At 37.6% G+C, this 22,736-nt stretch carries 21 protein-coding genes; 2 read left to right on the top strand and 19 right to left on the bottom strand.

Annotated elements, in window-relative coordinates; translation table 11 throughout:
* Positions 1–178: 178 nt before the first annotated feature.
* The 7 genes from M3610_RS26335 to M3610_RS26305 are packed head-to-tail and all read right to left on the bottom strand — an operon-like array spanning position 179 to position 6,367.
* Entirely contained in the window at positions 179–1,645 is a 1,467-nt protein-coding gene (locus M3610_RS26335; protein ID WP_396953679.1) for an aldehyde dehydrogenase, read from the bottom strand.
* Positions 1,638–2,111: a RidA family protein gene (locus tag M3610_RS26330; protein ID WP_251463454.1), complete on the bottom strand. Its 474-nt coding sequence runs from the start codon at positions 2,109–2,111 to the stop codon at positions 1,638–1,640. The genes M3610_RS26335 and M3610_RS26330 overlap by 8 nt, the downstream gene beginning before the upstream one ends.
* Before the next feature lie 23 nt (positions 2,112–2,134).
* Positions 2,135–3,145 carry an amidohydrolase family protein gene (locus M3610_RS26325; RefSeq protein ID WP_251463450.1) on the bottom strand — a complete coding sequence of 337 codons (1,011 nt, stop codon included), beginning with the start codon at positions 3,143–3,145 and terminating at the stop codon, positions 2,135–2,137.
* Positions 3,130–3,669: a 3-hydroxyanthranilate 3,4-dioxygenase gene (locus M3610_RS26320; RefSeq protein ID WP_251463449.1), complete on the bottom strand. Its 540-nt coding sequence runs from the start codon at positions 3,667–3,669 to the stop codon at positions 3,130–3,132. The genes M3610_RS26325 and M3610_RS26320 overlap by 16 nt, the downstream gene beginning before the upstream one ends.
* Before the next feature lie 35 nt (positions 3,670–3,704).
* A complete protein-coding gene (locus tag M3610_RS26315; protein WP_251463448.1) occupies positions 3,705–4,271 on the bottom strand; it encodes an NADPH-dependent FMN reductase in 567 nt (188 codons plus the stop codon).
* Between the two features lie 60 nt (positions 4,272–4,331).
* Entirely contained in the window at positions 4,332–4,856 is a 525-nt protein-coding gene (locus M3610_RS26310; RefSeq protein WP_251463447.1) for an FAD synthetase family protein, read from the bottom strand.
* Between the two features lie 32 nt (positions 4,857–4,888).
* On the bottom strand, positions 4,889–6,367 hold the full coding sequence (locus M3610_RS26305; protein ID WP_251463446.1) for a 4-hydroxyphenylacetate 3-hydroxylase family protein: 1,479 nt from the start codon (positions 6,365–6,367) through the stop codon (positions 4,889–4,891).
* Positions 6,368–6,754: 387 nt separating this feature from the next.
* Between M3610_RS26305 and M3610_RS26300 the strand changes: the two genes are divergently transcribed.
* Together M3610_RS26300 and M3610_RS26295 are read left to right on the top strand one after the other, a co-directional pair.
* A complete protein-coding gene (locus M3610_RS26300) occupies positions 6,755–7,387 on the top strand; it encodes a Crp/Fnr family transcriptional regulator (protein ID WP_251463445.1) in 633 nt (210 codons plus the stop codon).
* Positions 7,387–8,043 (top strand): Crp/Fnr family transcriptional regulator, encoded by a 657-nt coding sequence (locus M3610_RS26295; RefSeq protein ID WP_251463444.1) that lies wholly within the window; start codon positions 7,387–7,389, stop codon positions 8,041–8,043. The genes M3610_RS26300 and M3610_RS26295 overlap by 1 nt, the downstream gene beginning before the upstream one ends.
* Positions 8,044–8,098: 55 nt before the next feature.
* On the opposite strand, the gene M3610_RS26290 is transcribed toward M3610_RS26295, so the two are convergent.
* From M3610_RS26290 to M3610_RS26235, 12 genes are all read right to left on the bottom strand, one after another.
* Positions 8,099–8,785, bottom strand: coding sequence for a hypothetical protein (locus M3610_RS26290; protein WP_251463443.1), 687 nt, complete (start codon positions 8,783–8,785; stop codon positions 8,099–8,101).
* A 78-nt stretch (positions 8,786–8,863) separates the two neighbouring features.
* Positions 8,864–9,574 carry a rhamnogalacturonan acetylesterase gene (locus M3610_RS26285; protein WP_251463453.1) on the bottom strand — a complete coding sequence of 237 codons (711 nt, stop codon included), beginning with the start codon at positions 9,572–9,574 and terminating at the stop codon, positions 8,864–8,866.
* A 276-nt stretch (positions 9,575–9,850) separates the two neighbouring features.
* The gene (locus M3610_RS26280) at positions 9,851–10,648 is read right to left on the bottom strand and encodes a hypothetical protein (protein ID WP_251463442.1); all 798 of its coding nucleotides are present in this window, start codon (positions 10,646–10,648) and stop codon (positions 9,851–9,853) included.
* A gap of 99 nt (positions 10,649–10,747) precedes the next feature.
* A complete protein-coding gene (locus M3610_RS26275) occupies positions 10,748–13,117 on the bottom strand; it encodes a polyprenyl synthetase family protein (RefSeq protein WP_396953678.1) in 2,370 nt (789 codons plus the stop codon).
* A 139-nt stretch (positions 13,118–13,256) separates the two neighbouring features.
* The gene (locus M3610_RS26270) at positions 13,257–14,180 is read right to left on the bottom strand and encodes an AEC family transporter (RefSeq protein WP_251463440.1); all 924 of its coding nucleotides are present in this window, start codon (positions 14,178–14,180) and stop codon (positions 13,257–13,259) included.
* Positions 14,181–14,262: 82 nt separating this feature from the next.
* Positions 14,263–15,555, bottom strand: coding sequence for a CitMHS family transporter (locus M3610_RS26265; RefSeq protein ID WP_251463452.1), 1,293 nt, complete (start codon positions 15,553–15,555; stop codon positions 14,263–14,265).
* 154 nt (positions 15,556–15,709) lie between these two features.
* Positions 15,710–16,396, bottom strand: a complete 687-nt coding sequence (locus M3610_RS26260) for a response regulator (protein ID WP_251463439.1) — start codon at positions 16,394–16,396, stop codon at positions 15,710–15,712.
* A complete protein-coding gene (locus M3610_RS26255) occupies positions 16,389–18,035 on the bottom strand; it encodes an ATP-binding protein (RefSeq protein ID WP_311315861.1) in 1,647 nt (548 codons plus the stop codon). The genes M3610_RS26260 and M3610_RS26255 overlap by 8 nt, the downstream gene beginning before the upstream one ends.
* Positions 18,036–18,137: 102 nt before the next feature.
* Complete coding sequence (locus tag M3610_RS26250; RefSeq protein ID WP_098575207.1) at positions 18,138–19,097, bottom strand: aldolase catalytic domain-containing protein; 960 nt, start codon at positions 19,095–19,097, stop codon at positions 18,138–18,140.
* A gap of 163 nt (positions 19,098–19,260) precedes the next feature.
* Positions 19,261–20,628, bottom strand: a complete 1,368-nt coding sequence (locus tag M3610_RS26245; RefSeq protein WP_251463438.1) for an FAD-binding oxidoreductase — start codon at positions 20,626–20,628, stop codon at positions 19,261–19,263.
* 276 nt (positions 20,629–20,904) lie between these two features.
* Positions 20,905–22,122, bottom strand: a complete 1,218-nt coding sequence (locus M3610_RS26240; RefSeq protein WP_251463437.1) for an MFS transporter — start codon at positions 22,120–22,122, stop codon at positions 20,905–20,907.
* Positions 22,123–22,372: 250 nt separating this feature from the next.
* Positions 22,373–22,726 (bottom strand): hypothetical protein, encoded by a 354-nt coding sequence (locus M3610_RS26235; protein ID WP_251463436.1) that lies wholly within the window; start codon positions 22,724–22,726, stop codon positions 22,373–22,375.
* Between the last annotated feature and the right edge of the window lie 10 nt (positions 22,727–22,736).

Genomic DNA, 22,736 nt, shown 5'->3' with positions numbered 1-22,736 from the left:
CGCCCTTGTTAAAGGAACCTCAAACCATTGGTGTGTTTGTCAAGAGCGATTGCGGGTACCTCCACTACAAAAAAGAGAGAAGAAAAAAACTTCAGGTCACTTTTTCATAGAAGTTTTGACACTACCCTTTTCAATATTAATAGTTAAAAAGTGGCCTTCCAGCCACCTTTTACTTTTTTTATAATTTCATTGTAATGGTTTTGGCTTCTGTATAAAATTCAAAACTATGACGTCCGCCTTCACGACCAATTCCACTCGCCTTTGAACCACCAAATGGTGTTCTTAAATCACGATAGTACCAGCAATTGATCCAAAATAAGCCTGAATCGATTTGAGAGGCTACCCGGTGAGCTCGTCTTAAATCATTTGACCAAACGACACCCGCTAAACCATAAATTGAATCGTTAGCAATTTGAATCGCTTCTTCTTCCGTTTTAAATGGAATGACGACTAATACTGGGCCAAAGATTTCTTCTTGTGCTACTCTCATTTTGTTATTTACATCATAGAGCACGGTTGGCTCGTAAAAGTTCCCTTCTGACAATCCAGCCACTCGCTTACCGCCTACAGCAAGTTTCGCCCCTTCAGAAAGTCCAATTTGGACATAATTATCAACAGTTTCTAAATGACCTTTAGAAATCAGTGCGCCCATATCGGTCTTTTCATCCAATGGATCGCCCACTCTAATGTTCTTTGCTGCTGCAACAAATTTTTCAAGGAATTTATCATAAACCGATTCTTGCACTAGTAATCGCGAACCAGCTAAACAGATTTCCCCTTGATTTCTAAAAATCGCTTCTATGGAGCCCGCTACCGCTTCATCTAAGTCTGCATCCTCAAAGACGATATTGGCAGATTTGCCGCCCAATTCTAATGATACGGGAATTAGTTGTGATGCTGCATTTCTCATAACCGTTTTACCAGTAGAACTTTCCCCGACAAAGGAAATTCTGCGGACGTATGGATGAGTGGTCATTGCCGTTCCCACTGTTCCACCTGGACCTGTCAGTATATTCAACACGCCCGGTGGTAATCCTGCTTGGTTGGCAATTTCACCTAACATGACTGCACTTAGTGGCGTGTAGGATGCTGGTTTAACAATCACGGTATTTCCAGCCGCTAACGCAGCAGAAGCTTTCCATGTCATTTGCATGAATGGTAAATTCCAAGGAATGATTAAGCTTGTGACACCGGCTGGAGCGTATTTGGTATAGCTCATATGCTTGGATTGTTCGTAATGCTCATGATTCATGTATTTTGCCATTTCTGCAAAGAATCTTAAGTTTGATGCTGCGCGCGGGATATCAAAATCTCTGCTTTCTCTTATTGGCTTACCTACATCTAATGTCTCAATTAGTGCTAACTCCTCAACTCGTTCCATGACAAGATCCGCCATTCGGCAAAGAATCTTTGCTCTTTCTTCAACTGGCATTTTACTCCAAACACCACTATCATAGGTGCGTTTGGCAACTTGAATTGCTCTTTCTACATCTTGCTCACCAGCACTTGCAACAGATGCTAATTTTTGATTATTAGCTGGATTAAGCGTGTCAAAGGTTTCCCCTGTAACAGCGCTTACATACTCTCCATTGATAAACAACTTGGCATCATTAATTTGAAGTTGTTTTTCTAGAAGGTTACTCACCTTTGTCACCATCCTCAACTTCAACTATCATCTCAACCTCGACAGTATTATTGTGTGGCAGTTGTGCCATCCCTATTGCAGATCTCGCATGCCTTCCCTTTTCACCAAACACTTCCACCAACAAATCGGATGATCCATTCATTACTTTTGGATGGTCTTTAAAATCAGAAGTGCTGTTGACCATACCCAGGATTTTGACAATCCGTTTCACTTTGCTAAGGTCGCCAAGTTCATTCTTGATTACTGCTAATAGATTAAGCATACATTGTCTTGCCGCTTGGTAGCCTACTTCTATCGATACATCGTCACCAAGTTTTCCCCGGTATTCATCAGTACCCTGACCTGATGTGAAAATTAGATTCCCTGTTCGTACACAGCTAACATAATTACCTGATGCGGGGCGGAGAGCAGGCAGCTTTATTCCAAGTTCCTCTAATCTTTCTTCTGGAGTCATCACTTTGTCTATCATCTTTTCATCCTCTTTTCTGGTTAAATTAGTAGATTAACTGGTAAATTTAAAAATCTAAGTGCATTTTCACCAAGCATCGCCCGTTTCTGTTCTTCACTTAGGGTGAGTGTGTCATCAATAATCCTTCCAGGTGGAGTTTCCCGTAGTAAAAATGGATAATCCGACCCCATAATCACTTGTTCTGCACCAAATTTTCCAACTAAAAATTTGATATTAACAGGGTTATTAACAATTGAATCATAGAAAAATTTCTTAGCATAAAAACTTGGCGGCTTCTCCGTAAGCTGCAAATGCGGCCACACATTCCATCCATGATCAAGTCTTGGAAGAATGTAAGGTAATGAACCGCCTCCATGAGAAAAACAAATTTTTAGTCCAGGAAATTTCTCGATAACACCACCTAGGATTAAACTGGCAGCAGCTAGTGCTGTTTCACTTGGCATTCCAACCGTATACATTAAGTTATGTGAGGAAAAACGGTCTCCGCCCAGTGTTTCCCATGGATGAATAAATATAGGGACATTCCATTTTTCACACATCGCAAAGAAATCAATTAACGATTCATCGTCTAAATTTTTGCCATTAATATTTGTGCCAATCTCAACCCCTTTTAAGCCAAGTTGATGTATACAGCGGTCTAGTTCAAGAATCGCTTCTTCGACATTTTGCAGAGGAACCGTCCCCAGACCAATAAACTTGGTTGGATGTTTAGCTACAGTTTCAGCAATGAAGTCATTTTGAAATCTAGCCATTGCTACGGCTTCTTCTATAGGTGCCCAATAGGAGAACGTAACGGGAATTGGCGATAAAACTTGTATATCTACATTTTCTACATCCATATCGTGAATCCTTTTTTCTGGACTCCAAACTTGGTCGGTCACTTCACGGAACACTTTTCCGGATACCATGATATTGGCACCGCATGAGCATGTAGGCTTTAGGACCGGCCACTTATCATTTTGGAACTTCGCCGCAAAATCAGGGAAATTTTCAGGGATGATATGTGTATGAAAATCTACTCGCATTTCCATTCACTCGCTTCTTCAGGCATAATATGTCCACAGTTCTTACAAGTGCGAAGTTCTAAATTACTGTTAAATCCCTGAATAGCTTCTTTTACCTGCACTTCAATATTCGTTAATTGGACGGTAACGCGGTGCATTTCATGATCACATTTATCACAGAACCAAACAAAATCCTCTAATTCCCCATCTGCTCTGTCACGTTCAATAACAATCCCGATTGTATCAGCGACACGGTGTGGAGAGTGGGGAACATTTGGTGGGAGATGAAATACTTCTCCTTCTTTCACGGTAATTACTTCTCTTTTACCTTCTGCATTAATAATTTCAACGTAGCAAGCACCCTTTAATTGGTAAAAAATCTCTTCAGATGGGTCCACATGAAAATCACGTCGTATATTTGGACCACCGAGCACCATAAACATTAGTTCAGAATCCTTCCAAACAACTTTATTATTTACAGGCGGCTTAAGAGAATCCTTATTTTCGTTTATAAATCCCCACAGGTTAATTGGTTTTAAAGAGTTTGTCATTGAAATCTTCTCCTCTCAAATTTTAATACATATACTTATCCATTTACTGTTGCAAATTCTTCCTTTGCTGATTTTAATGCCTCCTGCATAAAGACCACTTCTTTGGCTAAAGCAGTAATTCTAGTCAGCACCTCTGCATCGATAAGTTCATTTTCTTTATTAAAATGATCGTTATTGACATATACATAGCCAGGTGCAACAAAGGCTCGGAAAAATCCTGCGATCGGTTTTAATTGATTTTCGATAACTAGGTAATGCTGGTATGTACCTCCTGTTGCGACAAAACCCATTACTTTGTTGCGAATATCCTTTGGATTGATTAAATCAAACAAATTTTTGAGTGGTCCTGATAAAGACCCCTGGAATATCGGTGTTCCAATAATATAGAAGTCAGCAGAATTAACAATATCGAGAACTTTTTTTGTGTCACCTGTATAGTTTGAAGGATTTCGTCCATCACAGAATTGCACATCATAATCTCTTAAATCAAGTAATTCTACTTCAACGTTAGGATGATGTTTCTTTACTTCCTCTAATACCTTTTGAACAACAATACTTGTTTTTGCTCCAATAATGGTGCCTGAAATTCCTAATAACTTCATAGTATGAACTCCCTTCTATTGCTGAGTGATATCAAGTAGTTTCATTTACTTTTCTCCTGATTATAGTCCTAGTAACGAGTAGGACTGCTGGAGATCTCCGTCTGAAATTAACTGGCGGATTCTCGTCGATGAAATAAGTTTTCCGCTTTTACAATAAACAGGAGGAGTGATATTGATATGAAAATACTTTTCTAAAAAATTCACATCGCCTTCTCTATTTTTTCCAAAATGAAAATCAGCCCCTACTGTAACCTCTACCGGGTTTAACTTAGATAATTCACAGATAAAATCCTCAGGGGGCCTGGTCGCATACCATTCATCGAAGCTGGCAACAATTATATAATCAACACCTAACTTCGCGATCCTGCTAACCTTTTCCTGAATGGGTGTCAAAATTTGAACGCCCTTAAAATAATTTCGAGGAGGCGGATCGAAAGTATAGACAACGCTAGGAACCTGATTATCCCGACTCTTTTCCACTGCTTGCTTAATCACGGCTTGATGTCCTCTATGGACACCATCAAATGCACCAATGGCAATTACAGAACCTGCGAGTTTCAGAACTCCATCTTTAAGCATTTGCATTGTTCACACCTCCTCGTCATATTAATTGACGTTTATAAGCTAGTAACCTCATTTTTTTGCTTAAATATTTTCATTGCTTCATCAGCCAGTTCAAAGGAATTTTTCCTTTTGTGGTTGTTATAGAAAATCGCTCTTTTACGAATTGGATCTCCAGTATAATAGCGTTCATATTGAAGTACCCTTTGTCCGAATGCTTCACCGCATAAATCCCATGCTAATTTAAAGATGTGGACACGCTCTTCCGCTGAAACGCCCTCTCTACCCAGATAATACTTCTCTAAATCCTCTCTTAATTCCGGATTCTCGAAATCGGCATCTGTCGGTGACATTAATAGTCCACCTGCACCAATGATTTGCATCACCTCAATCGCACGTGGGTACATTTTCGGCAGCAATCCTCTAATGGTTTCAAGTGGTGCATAGGCTGGCATCGCTTCGCCAGTAGCAGTTACTTCATGTTCATACTCTGAAATTCGGAGCAATGCCCTAATCGATTCAACTGATTGGACTAATTCTCCTAAATCATTTTGTACATTAAGGAAACTATCAACACCAATAGAGTCGGCGATTTTACAAGCCACTTCGGTTGCAAATTGTAGTTTGATTAACCCTCTTACACCAGACTGATGAGCTGGCTGCTGAGCGATTCCTGTTTTCGGGTAAAGTAAATTGGCTGCTTCTACATTGTTATAAAGGAATACACGCTCCCAAGGTACTAAAACATCATTAAAGACTAGAACCGCATCCATTTCCTCGAATCTTGATGCTAATGGGTGGTCATAAACAGAACGCTTTCCATCCTGCATCGCTTCTCGGCAGATAATGCGAAGGCCTGGCGTATCTAGCGGAAGTGCAAACGCAAGCGCATAACGTTCATCTCCAGGCTTAAAGCCAGGGAAAGAATAGACAATTACTTCGTCAGTGATGGGTGCAAGAGTAGCCAGCATTTTCGCTCCTCTTACGATTAATCCATCAGGTGTTTCTTTAACCGCACCTAAATGGGTAAACATATCTTGTTGTTCGTGTGAAGATTTACTCCGGTCATTTTGCGGATTGATGATGGCATGTGTTAAAAATAAGTCATGATCACGGATATGCTTAAAATAAGATCGAATGTTTTTTCCCCATTCAGGATTGTATTTATCTAAAAACTCGGAATTACTCGCCATCGAAGTTACGACGACATTTAAGAAATCAGGAGTCCTGCCCATTAACCCAAATGTTGCTTTGGCAAACTCCTCGAACGTTCTTCTTCTAGCTTGCAGATCTTGATAGCTTTTAGGTACTAAGAATGCATTCGAGATTCTTTCTCCCGTTTCTTCACAAATATGAGTAATCTCCTCTTGATACTTGGCATCATGCTGCATATCATATAGCTTTGCAATTTGAAGAATGGGCTGATGAAAAACTGGTTCTTCAAAGATATTTATTACTTTTTTTCCTGATAACCAAACTTCTGGTGTTCGTGCTTTTAACGCCTCGATATACTGTGCACCTGTACGAATTCCCATAAAACATCCTCCTTTTAATTTATATTTTTATTATAAAATTGAATTTTTTGAGTCATTGTAGTCTGATTAACATTTTTTCTAAAAAGATATAATTTTCACTTTATTAAGATTAATAAAACTGCCCACATCATTCTTTATACAAATGGTAAATCCAATTGGGTAAACCATGGTTTTGACTGAATTTTAAAAATTCAATCACCATGTTGATTTTATATCTTGAATCTTTTACACTACTGTTAAGTGGTTAACACAAATAAATTTTTTTACACTTAAATGTAAGCGCTAACAAATAATTACAACTAAGTCATAGCACTAGATTAATTACATATTTCATAGATTTACAGTTTTATGGATTAGATTTCACCATTTCACATAGGAGTTGATTAGTTGGCAATCTTGTTTGACAGTGATATCAATTGGGATTCTTGCTTACAGTTTGGTACTAGGCAATTCTTCAAAGAGAAAGCATCTATTTACCAGCAAGGGACGATGGGGGATGGATTTTATTATATCCAAAAGGGATTAATTAAAGTGACTACTACCACTTCGATTGGAAAAGAGCGCTTGTTAAACATCGCCATTCCTGGGCAATTATTAGGAGTACAAGCGATGGACCGTCAGCCCCATTTTACGACGGCAACAGCGGTAAATGACTCTATACTTTATTTTTTCTCTTGTGATCATTTTCAAAAATTAATTAAGGATCAGCCATCTATCCTTAACATTTTTATCAAAACCGTCATTCATAAAATGCACATCCTAGCTGATAAAATAAATTTGGACACTCTCATCCCCGAGCAACAGTTGGCAGTAATTCTCCTTAATATTTGTTATGAATTTAAGAGTTATGAAGTACATCTTACACAACAAGACCTTACAAAATGCACTGGCTTAACGAGAATCACATTATATAAGATTTTAAAACAATGGAAAGAAGAAGAAATCCTTGAGATCCATAAGAAAAAGTTTTTAATAAAAAAACCGGATGAATTAAAAAAACTTCTTGGTAAGGTGTTGTAATGAAAAATCTGCGTTATTCATGGCGACCATTTTTAAAATACGGAAAAAAACTTGAGGTAGAAGAAAATGAAATCGTTTACCATCAGGGCAGTGAAGGCAAGGGCTTTTTCTATTTATCTAGGGGTGGTATAAAGATCACTCTCCTTTCACATGAAGGTGTAGAGCGAACGGTGAATTATGTTCCAGAAGGTATGTTATTTGGGGAGCATGGAACTAGAAATGAACCCTATTTAACCTCTGCCATCTCAAACTGTCAATCTGAAATTTATTTTTTCTCTGATGAAGCTTTAGTTATGATTTGTAAAGAACATCCTGAGGCGGCATGTATTTTTACTAATTCATTAATCTATAAATTTAGGATTCTGGCAGAAATTATTGCCTTTCTTAATTCACCTATAGAACAGCAAATGGCTCATTTCCTTTTAAAACTAGTAAGTGAAAATGGTAATTTTTCAATCGACCAAACATCGTTTGCCCGCTACATAGGGACTTCCCGGATTACCGTAAATAAAATACTTAATAAGTGGAAAAATCAACAATGGATTCAAATCTCAAACCGTACAATCGACATCCTTGAAATCGATCGATTAAAAGAACTCAGAGACTCAGGTGTGATAAACATTTTAAACTTGGATGTATTAATGTTATCCAATTAAGAATAAAGATAAATGAATAGAAGCAGGAACCCTTGTAGGGTTTCCTGCTTCATTTTTAAAGATTTAATTTTACATATTTAGCTATATAGATTTGTCCTTTTTGCTTGTAGTTTAGGAGAAATCCGGCAGGTACACAGTTGGACGTGATGGGTAATCCCACATCCGCGATAAGCCTATTACCTTCTACTTTCCAGTTTACGGATTGATAGAGCGGGAATCGATGGTGATAATAAGTATTTTTACAAATATTGGTTGCCTTCCATTTTTGACCTCTCCCGGAAATTTGAATGGTTTTATTAGTTGCGGTAATTTTGAAATCACGTTCTATGGTGTGGACGGGGTTGTCGATGTCCATCTCCTCGTAAGCCTGCCTTCCATTTGTAGTTTCTACTCGCTGGAGAATGTGTGCTTCCTTCTGTACTACCCATGTCCCTGTGCCAAGAGTTATTATTACGACGACTTCTTTTATTCCATCATTATTGAGATCTATTACATGTAGTTCGGGCGTCCGTAATTCACTCATTGCCACTTCCCATCCGAATGTTTCTACCACTTCTTTCCCTATTTTGACTCGAAAATCAGTATACAGTTCTTCTTTTGGATTAGGAGTAGCATATAAATAAACCTTTTCCTTCTCATTTGCTACGACGAGAGTTTGTTTCGGTTTGGTTTGTACTTCAGCAGATACTATATTTGATGCGATAAATATCATACAAGCTAGGATAGCCAGGATTTTTTTCAATGCTTGCCCTTCTTTCCATCCTTGTTGTAAAGTTTGTGGCACAGCTAAAAACATACTGTGAAATGCTTCCAAATTAATTTATTTTATTATGTGATTTTGAAGTGGCACTAGCTTAGATTCCTTGATACCTTCTAGCACTAGTCTAGCTATTTTCTTGGCACCGGTCTCCTTAAAATGTGTGTTGTCCTGAACACCGTTCGGGTAGTTATTGTTCTCCCCAGGTTTTAGCCAAAGAAAAACATCCTTCGTCCTATCGGGTCCAAGCTCTTGAAACAATTCCTTGCTATTGGCAGTAAGGTCAATCACAGGTACATGTTCCTCCAAACCAAGTTCTTTCATAGCTGTTGGATACTCACCATGTGAATTACGTGCACTGCCTTCTTTGGTAAAGTTCCTTCGTTCAACGGGTGTAACAAGGACAGGAATAGCTTGTTTGGCACGCGCACCGTCAATATATTGTTTTAAATAGCTTTTATATGTAGAGTACGGTTCTGTATAACGGCTCGGATCGTTTATTTTTTCGTCATTATGTCCAAATTGAATAAAAAGGTAATCCCCTTTCTTAATTTGCTTCAAGATGGATACGAGTCTCCTTTCAGCAATAAAACTTTTTGAACTCCTTCCTGGTATAGCAGCATTTTTCACCACAATGGTATCATCGAAATAGCGTTGAATAAATTGTCCCCAACCCGCTCGAGGTGCATACGAACTTGAATATTCAGAAACAGTTGAGTCTCCCGCAAGATATACTGTTATACGTTTTTTGTGGGGGTATTCGTTATTGGCCATTTTGGCAAAGCTATTTATTGATATTAATCCAAAAACTAGTAATAGCAAGGTTGCCATAACTATTTTCCCATTAACTTTTTTTCGCATACCACCACTCCTTGATGTTAACCTCTAGGTATATTATATCGGTGATTATGTACCGATTATGCATTATTGGTGACTTTAATCGTTCGAGCGCCCCCTATGTCATGAAAAAAATATTGGCGACCAGACCCATCAAAATGAAGGGGCCCAGTCGCCAATTGAGATGGATCCATTTCTCTAAATCCTTAGAATCTATTTCATATTGATACTATGTCTAAATTGATCATAATCCGTTTTAATAAAATGAAAGGCTGAAGCGTTTCCGCCGTGATCGGGGTGAGTTATTTTTAATAATTTTTTATACCTTGTTAAGACCTCTTTATCGCTCGCCATTTTTGAAAGTCCCAATTTTTGACGATAATCAATGGTGTGAGAAGGAGAAGGTGTATGGACTTTTTCTTCAAATTCAGGGTCTTTTTGTTTTCCTTTAAATAGTTCACCTTTTATTTTTAGCAGTTCATTCGTCAAATCAATATTCTCTTTTAGCAATTTCTTAGTTTCCATTTGAAATTCACTTTTCTCTTTTTCCAGTTTCATCAAATCTTTTTTTAAGATGTCTATTTGCTGGATTAATCTAGCTATTGAGGTTTGATGGAGATGTTCGATTCCTTTTATATGTTCATCCTGTGCCTTTAATTTTACTTTTAATTGACGGATCATCATATCCAAATCGGAAGGACGATTAGTTAACGGTTTTGATGCTGATTCTTTAAGCGGATAGGTAGGTTTCTGTATTCCACTGCCCACTTTTTCAATCTGTCCTTCACGCAGCATTCGACGAACGATTTGAACAGCTGTGCTATCGGCAACCCCTGCGTCCTTTAATAGATGAAAGGCTTGATCTGTATTGTTAAGTATGTACCCCGTATCCTGTCCTGAGCCCTTATAGGTAATCTTTCTTTCTCGAAACCAACGTCTAACGGTTTGAATACTATTATCTTCAGTGACTCCTGCTTCTATTAACAACTCGAAAGCTTGATCTGTGTTCAAAATGTTCCCCTTCATTCCCACTTTTTATCATTATTTTATATGAGGAAATTTATAATGTGAATGGATAAAAGAGACTATCATTTTCGACAAAGACCACTATCAATGGTCACGATTTACTATATAATTTAATAAATGCTTTAAAAAAGAAATATTGCGCGGTATCTCCTGCAATGATTCCATCGCCTGACAGTAATGTTCCCACATTTCTTTTCTAGCCCCTTCAGAACCTAGAATAGACACAAAAGTCGAGTTATTGTTTTCTGCATCCTTACCAATGGGTTTTCCTAATAAATTCGTATCCCCTTCAACATCAAGCAGATCATCCTTAATCTGGAATGCTATCCCGGCATGATGCGCGAATTTTTTTAAAGCGGCTATTTCGGACTCCTGCACTCGGGCAAGTATAGCAGGCATGATCAACGATGCTTCGAATGCTAAACCCGTTTTATAAAAGCACATTGTATTCAATTGTTCCAACGTCAATTGTTTCCCTTTAGAATTCAAGTCCATCGCTTGACCCATACACATAACTGCCGTCATCTCTGCCGAATAGTGGATTAATTGAAGGACAATGTTTGAATCAAATTGGTCAAGAGATGCTTGTTCTTCAATAGCTTTCTGAGTCAGGAAGAGGCCCGTTAACTCCGCGATCGAAACGTTAAATACCTGATGGAGAGTTGCGCGCCCTCTACGGGTAGAGGCATTATCCTGGGATGGTAAATCATCGAAGATTAAGGAAGCCGTATGCATATATTCTAATGATTTCAAAAGCGGCACGATGGCAGACCTATTTAATCCATATTCGTTTACTCCCATAACCCAAGTCATGATGGGCCTTAATCGCTTTCCATCCCCTTCTAGACTGTAATTGGCAGCATCAATTAGTGGCTCAACGTCCTTAGTTTTATGGATTTTCAAGAATTGATTGATCTCACTGCGAATGGATTCAACCGTATCTTTAAAAATTTCCTGCTCATTTCGTTGATTCCTCAGCGTTATTATCATATGGTCTCGGAGTAGTTTATCAAAGAAATCAACATCATCCGCTTTACGCACCATTTTTTGAATGACACGATTAAATGCAGGATTCCCAGCAGCAAAAAGCTGCATCACTTCTTTATATTTATCTCTGCCCATACGTTCTTTATAGCGCTTAAGGCCGTTTATTGCCCGATCGAGAATCACCTCACAGGCCTTGCTATCTGAATGATACACCTCATGGATCAAGTTGGAAATAACAGTCCAGTATAATTCAAAGGGATTTATCAAATCGGCACGTTGATCATGATATTTTAAATAATAGGTATAGGGTGTTACCCTGCCATCTTTCAAGTCTTCATACATATCAGCAAAATCATCCGCAAGCTGGTTGTAAATACCGTAAAAAAAGGTGCGATTATCAATGCCTTCATCTTCTGGAGCATTAATGACCGAGCGAACAATCAATCGAGATGAAGAGGATTTTAAAATGACTGGTATATATAATTCTTCATTTGTATAAGTTGGATTGGATAAATCCTTTATACGGTCTACTTCCTGAGAATGAAAAAACACGTAGGCCAGCTCGAAAAACTTCTGTCTAGTTTCTAGTCGCAGACTAGATGTTATGTACTCAAAGGCATCCCGAAGTTCGGAATGAATAAATCGGATCAGATTCACATTTTTTCCTGTCCAATTACCTAATTTAGGAACGATTCCTGTAATGAGACTGGTGCGTATCAAATTGGAATACTGTTTTTCCTCTTCTATAGATAAGATTCCTGCATCAAGAAGGTCGTCAATAAAGGGATAGGTCAAACCATAGGAATATCCTAGTCTAATTGCATCAGCAAGTTTCTGTGAGCGCTCTTCAGCTGATAACTCATCCCCCATTTCTTCCATTTCATTCATGAATACCCCAGCGATGATTTTAATGAGCTTGCGCTGAGCATTTTCAGCATCCATCCCGTTTGGAATATTAGCAGAGACAGTCTTGAGTTTGTTAAATACCCAAATCAGTGTGGATTCAATGCCCTCCTTTTGGGCCATACGGTATAATCCCGCCATACTAAACATCTCATTATTTGTCTTTCGTTCTGGAGAACCTGAATGAATCAGTTGATTTTTCAAGTTGTCAACAACACGTTTGACTCTTGTCTGTGTCTCTGGAGAATCAAGGGCCTTTCCTAAATCGCGCATGAAAATATAAGAAATGCTCCGATCTAAGTAATTATCTAATTTACCAGTGTAATTTAGCCATTGGATATAATTGTGATAAGTTCGAGAATCAGGTTTTCCCTTGCCACGAGATATGAAGGATAATATAGAGTGATGGATATGGTTACGTTTCCAGGATTGAATATCTTTTGTGATCGTCTGAACATAGCTTTTTTCTACAACCTGTTTATAAAGTGAATGAAAATAATGAGCAGCTTTCTGCTCACCAATCTGATAGCTTAAATTTGGTTTTTTTATTAACTCCTTATTCATACATTTCATTACCCTCTTCTTAAGGTTGTTTTATTCTAATTAACTATCAAACTATTCTAATTATATTTAATGTTATTGAGTTTAACAATATAGTTATTAAATAACGAGACCGTTTAAATAATAAACGGTCTTTAAAAAGTTAAAATAAAATTGTCGATAAAAATACAACTGTGGTTACTGTAATCGCGCTAAGTAAAGTAGATAACAATACAACTTGTGCAGCGTATTCTGGATGATTTCCATATTCTAATGCGAACAAAGCACTATTTCTTGATGTTGGAAACGAGCTTGCAATAAACAACGCCTGTGCTGTAGTTCCATCCAGTTTTAAAGTTAAAATAATAATAAATGCAATGGCTGGAGATAAGATTAAACGACCAAATATACTTAAAAACAGCGGTAAAGAAAAACGACTGATTTTTATATTAGCACTTTGTGCCCCTAATGTAATTAGCGCCACTGCCAAAAATGCATTGGAGGTATTGTTTATTGGAGTCCATAGAAAAGTTGGGACGTCGATATGATACATATGGAGGAACAATCCTAATAAAAAGGCATATATGACAGGGTTTTTTAGAAACTCCTTCATTGCATTTAATCCATTTTGATCAACGGAAACAGAATTCAGTAATCCATATGTGTAGGTAAGCAAATTTTGAAATATCATGACAACAATTTGTATGGATGCACCCAAAGGGTTATGTTGAAAAATGAGCTGACTAACAGGTAAACCAAAGTTTCCAGAATTATTTAGGACGACACTATTTTTAAAAGTGGAAGACAGTCCGTTATCAAATCTTGCCACTTTAGATATTAGACTACTTATAATCATTAAGCATGAACATTGTATTACTAAAAAGCCAAGAATATGCAAAAGTGTTTCCCCGCCAACATTATTTTGATAAATATTGACAAAACTGACACAAGGCATGAGAAAGTATGTATTTAGCTTTGATAAAGTGTTCATATCAAACTTAAATTTCCGATGGAGAAAGATACCAGCTCCTATTAAGGCAAATACAGGCAAAATGACATTTAATACAATAAGTAAGAATACTTCCATAAAACTCTCCTTTATTCTACTCCCTTAAAATCAAATTTAGTCCAAAAACTCTTATATGAGTCTTTGGACCATGATCTAACTTTTAGATTGGAATAATTGACAATAGAACCGCAACTAAAATCATCACCGCAGTTGATCCGCATGCCCATTTTAGAAATGTGCGCTGAAGATCGCCGAAATCTTCTCCAACCATACCAACTAATAAATAAGTGGACGGTACTAATGGGCTTAATAAATGAACCGGTAATCCTAATAGTGATGCTCTTCCAATCATTGCTGGATCAATTCCATACACACTTGCCGCTTTAGCAAGCAATGGTAAAACTCCATAATAAAAGGCATCATTGGACATAAAAAATGTAAATGGAGCACTAGCTATTGCTGTAATGAGGGCAAAATGGGAGCCCAAAACATCAGGAATATGAGTAATCATCGAATGTGCCATGGCATCCACCATTTTCGTCCCTGAAAGAATACCCGTAAAAATCCCTGCAGCAAATACCATGGAAACAACAGATAATGCATTATCCGCGTAGTGCATGATTCGTTCTTTTTGTTCATTTATATTTGGATAATTAAGCGTAATCGCAATGGCAAAACCTATCATAAACAATACGGTAGAAGGCAGTAATTCTTGGATTAAAGCAACTAAAAGTAGAATAGTTAATAGATAGTTTACAAGAATTAGTTTTGGACGTTTTAGATAAGCATCCTCAGAAGTAGCTGCCATCATTGACATCGTGCTATAATCTATTTCTGCAACTCCTACACGTTTGCGCTCTTTTCTACCAAGGCAATAAGCCATAAATAATACAAACAACACGCCGCCTATCATGCTTGGGATTACCGGTGTAAAGATATCCCCCATCTCAAGATGAAGTGCTGTCATTGCTCTAGCAGTTGGTCCTCCCCATGGAAGAAGGTTCATCACACCTGAAGAAGATACAGCAATTCCTGCCAGGACCAGAGGTCTCATGCCAATACGTTTATACAAAGGAAGCATTGCTGAAATGGTAATCATATATGTAGTCGTTCCATCACCATCAAGGGAAATTAATAACGCAAGGACTGCTGTTCCAATCGCTATTTTTACAGGATCCCCTTTTACGACTTTCAAGATTGTCGAGATGATCGGATCAAATACACCTGCATCTATCAAAATTCCAAAAAAGAGAATGGCAAAAAGAATCATGATTCCTGTTGGTGCTACGCTTCTTATCCCCTCAAGCGCCATTGGTCCTAATTCTTTTCCAAATCCACCTATTAATGCAAATACAACCGGCACCACCATTAAAGCGATCATAGCTGATAGACGTTTTGTCATAATAAGTATCATAAAAATAAAAATCATTAAAAATCCTAAAGTTGCCAGCATCATCTTCACCCCTTTTGTTAGTAAATTAATAATAATCTAAATATTCTAAGGTGAAAACGTTTCCAAAATAAAGTTATTATCGTACATTATTCTATATTTAGTTCATTTTGTTCACAGCTATCTTAACACGCAAAAAGGATGCCAATTAGCATCCTCACTTAACAGAATAATATTTTCTCTCTGGCCTCCCGACAATTCCATACACCACTTCCGCTTTTGCCTCTTTTATAGAGGAAAGATATTCAAGATATCTCCGTGCTGTAATTCGAGATGCACCAATTTCCTTTCCCACTTCTTCAGCAGAAAGACCCTGGTTTTTCAATTGAAGAGTGTTTTTCACCTTTTCAAGGGTAATTTCATCAATTCCTTTAGGTAATCCAGTACCCTTCCCCAACTTTTCAGTCGTATTTTTACCGAACAGAAGGTCAACATAATTCTGGTCAACCTCTTGGCCTGACGATAGAATAGAGTGTTTTTTAATAAATTCTAAGACCACTTCTTCAAATCTTTCTCTATTTACAGGTTTAATTAAATAATTTTCTACTCCGTAGCTTAAAGCTTTTTCGAGGAAAATCTTATCAGTCGCAGCTGTGACCATAATAATGCTTATCTTTGGGAAACGCTCTCGAATGATGGGAAGCAAATCAGACCCTAGCATATCTGGCATATAGACATCAAGAATCAATAAGTCGGGGATTTTCTCCTTTAGCAGGTCTAGAGTTTGCTCACCATTTAATGACTTTCCCACAACCTCGATTTCCTTAAACTTATTTAAAAATTTTTCATGGATATCGGCTATTCGGAAATCATCTTCTGCAATCGCTACTTTTATCCTATTCAAGTTTTTCACTCCTCTCAATTTCCTTCGGCAGGTATACGGTAAAAATAGTTCCACTTTCCTTGGTACTCTGCACCTCAATCATACCATTCATTTCCAACACAGCATCCTCTGCATTGGATAGGCCAAATCCCCTCGGCTCAGACCCTTCTTTAGATGTAAACCCTCTTGAAAAAAGGAGTGGAATTTCCACATCAGTTATTCCTTTCCCATTATCCGAAATCTCAAATATGATATCACTGCCAATATCTGTAGCGAAGAATTTTACCGTGGGAGAATCCACACCATAAACAGCTTCAAAGGCATTGTCAATTAGGTTTCCAAGAATTACAATTAAGTTCGAAAGTTTAAAATGGGATGGCAATTCCTTTAAAAAGCTATCAGAAATGATCTCAAACTTTATTTTCTTTTCAGAAGCCTTACCCAATTTTCCTAACAGAATAGCTTGGACTTTCGTGTCTTTGATATGGTTAAAAACAATAGAATTCTGAAATTGCAACACCTGTGTTTCAGATTGGAGCATTTCAATGGCCTGTTCGGTTTCTCCTAGCTGCAGCAGTCCTAATAACACATATAACTTATTGGTATATTCATGTGTTTGCGCACGAAGATCTTCCGAATAGCTATTTACTTCTGATAGGGTGTTTAACATTTGCTCAATTTCTGTTTTATCACGAAAAGAAGCAACCACTCCACTTACGCCAGACTCTTCAAAGAGTGGAGTACAGTTGACAATAACAGTTTTATCTTTCCAGACCATTTCTTTATCAACTTGTGGGTTTCCTGATTTTAAAACTTCATATAAATAATCAGAAGGAAACAGGCCATCTACTTTTATATGACGGACTGACCCGTTTATTTGTAATAGTCTTTTAGCAGGCTGATTCATCATCGTGATGAATCCCTCTTTATTAATAGCTAAAATCCCTTCTTTCACTCCATGAAGTACAGCATTCTTTTCTTTATATAGTGCAGCAATTTCAAAAGGTTCTAGCCCCATGGTATCTTTGCGAATATTTTTTCCCAGAAGGATACTTCCAAAAAGAGAAACCAAAAATGCGAAAAGAGATACAAGAAGTACCTTGTTAAGATTATTTATAATTTGCTGATGGACATCTTCAAGCAAAAAACCTACAGAAACGATTCCGATCACTTCACCCTTTTTATTAAAAATAGGTGATTTTCCTCTTATTGAAGGCCCGAGTGAACCCTTAGCCTTAGACACATAATATTCCCCTTGCTTAATTGCCCTCTCATTATCTCCACCTTTCATTTTCTTACCAATCATCGATGGTAAAGGATGCGAAAATCTTGTCCCCTCTTTGTTTCCGATGACAACAAACTCTGCACCGGTTTCATTCCGAATCTTCTCTGCTAAAGGCTGTATTGTTTTGGATGGATCATTTGTCTGAACCGAAGAAATAATCGTGGGTATAAATGAAACCGTTCTCGAAATTTCAAGCGCCATCCTGCCCCTGTTTTCCTCTATTTGTTTACTTTCCATATAACTGAAAAATACTGTTAACAAAATGATTAAAAATAACCCTAGTAATAGAACAAGCCCAAATATTTTTATCTGTAGCGATATGTTTTTGGATTTCAGGTGGCATACCTCCTTATTGAACTGCGTGGAATCGCACAAAATTCATTATATCCTTTTAAGGCTCAGATTTCTTTGTGGAAGTTGCCGTTAGTAAAAATAAAAAAAGTACCCCTACGAAAGAGGTACATTGAGTAATTTAAACTATTTTAAAGTTGTAGCCACTGTACTTTCGGGTGATGTTACTTTGTCATAAAAATCGACGAATTTATCACGGTCGGCACTGTCACGGTAAGCCATGGCCACACGTGGATGTTCATTCAGTACACCTGAAATCATATAAGGAATGATATAGCCCCACTCCCACTTTTCACGCATTTCAAGCATATGTTTCTCAATAACTCCAAGAACTGGTTTAATCTCATAGCTTGATTTTTGGATGTAGCTAACGAGAAGTTCTGTATTACAGTTACCTGCTGCCCGTCCCATGCCATATACAGACGAATCCAAGTAGGTAACCCCATTTCTAAGTGCAGTTAATGTATTGGCAAAGGCTAACTGCATATTGTTATGTGTATGAATTCCCAGTTGTTTGTTAGGGATCATCTCTTTGAATTTCTTTACTTGATGCTCAATATCTACTGGGTCTAGACTACCAAAAGAATCAACAATATAGACCACATCAACAGGGCTTTGCTTCACCAATTCAAACGCTTTAATCAGCTGTTGTTCAGGTACACTTGATAATGCCATAATGTTAAGGGAAGTTTCATAACCCAAATCATGGAACATCTGGACAAGTTCTAAGCCCTTATCCACTTCACGGATATAGCAAGCCACACGAATCATATCTAGAACACTTTGTTCACGAGGGAGAATATCGTTGGGATCTACACGCCCAATATCTACTAGAGCTGATAGCTTGGTGAACTTTTTCACAGGGATAATTTCCTTCAAGAAGTTATCATCAAGAAATCTCCATGGATTTGGCTCGGTCGCATTAAGAAGTTTAGGAGAATTTTTGTAACCAATCTCCATGTATTCAACACCTGAAGCACTAAGACCTTCATACAAGTCTTGAACAAATTCGACACTAAAGTCCCAATTATTAACTAGCCCTCCATCTCGAATGGTACAGTCTAAAATTTTGCTACTTTGTTCCATAATCGTATTTCCCCCTGTATATTTCACTTTTTCAATATTATTTCACACTTTTATGCTTTTAAGCGCTAAAATTTCTTATTGTGTTTATATCACGGTTTGTCCAACGATGTCAACCTAATTTCCGAAAATTCGTAAAATCTTTGAATATATCAATATATTAGCCCTACTTTGATTTAAACATTTTCCCAGGATTTAATATACCAAGTGGATCAAATTGGTCTTTTATCATTTTCATTAGATGAATAGTACTAGCATGTTCTTTATATAGATAGTCAATTTTTCCAAGTCCAATTCCATGTTCGCCTGTAGCTGTCCCGCCACATTCAATCGCAAATTCTACAATTTTTTGGTTAACAGTATGTGCCATATCTGACTCAACAGGGTCCTTCGGATCAATCATAATTAATGCATGAAAGTTTCCATCTCCTACATGCCCTACGATACCGCCAATCAATCCATACTCTTCAAGTAACGAACTTGCATGAGAAATGGCATCCGGAAGCTTAGATAATGGTACACACACGTCCGTACTCATATTTTTCTTCGCTGGATAACCATGTTTAAAGGCATATGCAAGGGTATGACGTGCCTCCCACAACTTCGCTTTTTTCAGAGAGTCTGTTTCGTATTCAAATTGAGAACAACCTTCTAAGTCTGCTAATTCTTTCGCAAATTTAACATCGGCCTTTATCCCTTCTTCATTTCCGTGGAACTCCATAAATAGAGTTGGCTGCTCAGGGTATATAGTTTCGTTATGTATATTTACTTGTTTCATAGAACGAGCATCTACAAGTTCAATACGGGCTATGGGGATGCCTGATGAGACCATAGCATTCGCGGCCTTAATCGCATGATCGACAGAAGGAAAGACAGCTCTGCAAGCAAGTGTCGCTTCCGGAATTCCAAAAACTTTTAAAGTGATTTCAGTAAAAACTCCTAATGTTCCTTCTGAGCCAACAAATAAAGGTGTTAAATTATATCCTGAAGAAGATTTTGCCGCTAACCCGCCTAGGTTTACTATTTCCCCATTTGCTAAAACTACTTCAAGTCCTCTAACTACATCTTTCATGGCACCATATTTAACAGTGGTTGTACCTGAGGCATTCGTACTCGTCATCCCGCCAATCGTCGCGTCTGCACCAGGGTCAACTGGAAAGAAGAGACCATACTTTTTAAGTGCCTTATTTAATTGTTTTCGAGTCACACCTGGTTGTACCTTAATAAGAAGGTCCTTTTCCCTAACTTCAATGATATGATTCATGAATTGAAAATCCATTGAGATTCCGCCTGAAACGGGGATTGGATGTCCTTCTAGGCTGGAACCTGCCCCAAAAGGGACAACTGGTATTTTATACTTATATGCTATTTTCATAATTTCTGAAATCTCTATTTTACTTTTAGGGAAAACCACGATATCTGGTTTTACAGGTTGATGATACGATTCATCCTTGCTATGATGTTCTAAAATGGTAGGATTTTCACTTATTTGTTCATCAGGCAGAAGGTCTCTCAGAGCTTTTTTCCATTCCAAAGATTATACATCCTCTCATCGTAAGTAATTATTAATTCATTATTACTCTATTATTATCTTTTTACAAATAATTCACACAATTCTCCGCAATGTTTTTCTATTATCCAAATAGATTATGAAAAAACAGTGTTATTTTATCTTATGTTTGCTGGTCTAATTGTTTGGAGGCGACCAACTAATATAAAGGTAAATGTTAACGAATAATTTGCTATTAGACTAGTTGAAAAAGGCATTGGATTTTAAAATCCCAATGCCTGAATGTTTCCTTCTTTCATTTTAAACTGCTTTAGATAAGCTAATGTCTTGTACTTCAGTAGTTTTTCCTTTTTTCAAGCTAATCATTGCGATAAAGGAGATACAGTAGAGTAGTGCGAGATATCCCATTGCTGCCGTAACATTAGCATGCTGCAAGATATATCCTACTAATATTGGAGATAATCCTCCTAATGCTCGTCCAAAGTTAAAGATTGTGTTGGTTGCTGTGCTTCGAATTTCTACTGAATAGAAACTGCTTATTAATGCCCCATAACCCGCAAACATACCATTCGAGAAGAACCCGACGATTGCACCCCCGATTAATAGACCAGCACTCCCTGACGCATAGGCATATAAAAAGACAGCGACCGCTGATGCGAATAAGAAGACTCCATATGAGCGTTTCATCCCAAAGCGATCGATAAAGTGTCCAAAGGTTAACATTCCTGCAATCATACCAGCCGCAGTGCTAATCGTCCAAAGGGCAGAGTTTGAAACCGACAAACCTTGGGATTGTTGCAGCATAGATGGAAGCCAAATCATCAAACCATTATATCCAGCAATTTGGACAGTTGCCATGATCGCTAGAGCAATCGTTGTTACTGAGGTTCTTGGCGTCGCAAACAATTGCTTTAATTTCCATTCTCTGGGTACAAGTTGTTTTTTATTCTGGGTTTTCAACCATTCAGGTGATTCATCCAATTTCTTTCTGACGATAAAGGCGAAGATAACCGGAACCAATCCGGTGAAAAACAATCCCCTCCAGCCCCATGAAGGAAGGATGATTGCACTAAGAAGAGCAGCAAGAATCACACCGTATTGAGCACCAACGCTGACATAAGAAGAAGCTCGTCCTTGTTTATTTTTTGGCCACGCTTCCGCTACAAGCGCCATACCGATCCCGTATTCCCCTCCTGCACCTAAGCCGGCAATAAATCGAAAGATGTAAACTTGTTCAATATTTTCGGCTAAGCCGGTTAATGCGGTACCGATAGCAAATAGTAGAATTGTGTAAGTAAAGATTTTAACTCTCCCAAATTTATCTGCTAATATACCGAAAATGACTCCCCCAGCTAGCATTCCTAGATTTGTAATAGAAGAAATGAGACCGCCTGCCACCATGTCAATATGAAACTGAGCAATAATCATTGACATGGCAAAGGAGATAAACATGATATCCATGCCCTCTAATGTTAACCCTGCAACTGATGCGACTACTGTTTTTCTGCGATAATCCATTTCTGTCGTTCTCCTTTCAAGCCTCTCTGGACTATGATTAAAAGATAGTTGGCAAAAATAAAATGCCCTTTCATCCAAAGGACAAAAGGGCATTCATATACGTAACAAAGTATATATGAATTTTACTTTCGCCTTTTTGGCCTCTCTGGACCAATTTAAAGGAATTTAATTTCATCTAATAGTATCACGATAATTTTCATGTGACAATAAGAAATAACTAGTATTTTCTTTTGGAAAGAAGGTCATCACATTATTCACTTCTATTAAATGATTCACTAAGATTCTTTAACGTGTAAAGTCTGCCAGTTAACAGAAATAATTCATCGTAACTATTTTTTACGTATTCCTCAATAATTTTGAGCCCTTCTTTAAATTGATCCACTAAATAATACGTATACTTTTCATCCCAATCAAACTTATTAATTCTAAACAATTCATCTGAAAGGATCTGAAACTTATACTCTTCAATAAGAAGTTTTATTTGAAACAATTTGTCTGGTGCAAACCTGTTGCTGTTTTTATTGATATGACTTTTTTGAACATATGTTATAAACCCATTGATATTTTCAGCAAGCAAATTCGCCTTTTGCATCTCAAACTTCATAACGCACACT

This window comes from Neobacillus sp. MER 74, from assembly GCF_023714155.1.
This window is presented reverse-complemented; position numbering and strand designations above follow the sequence as displayed.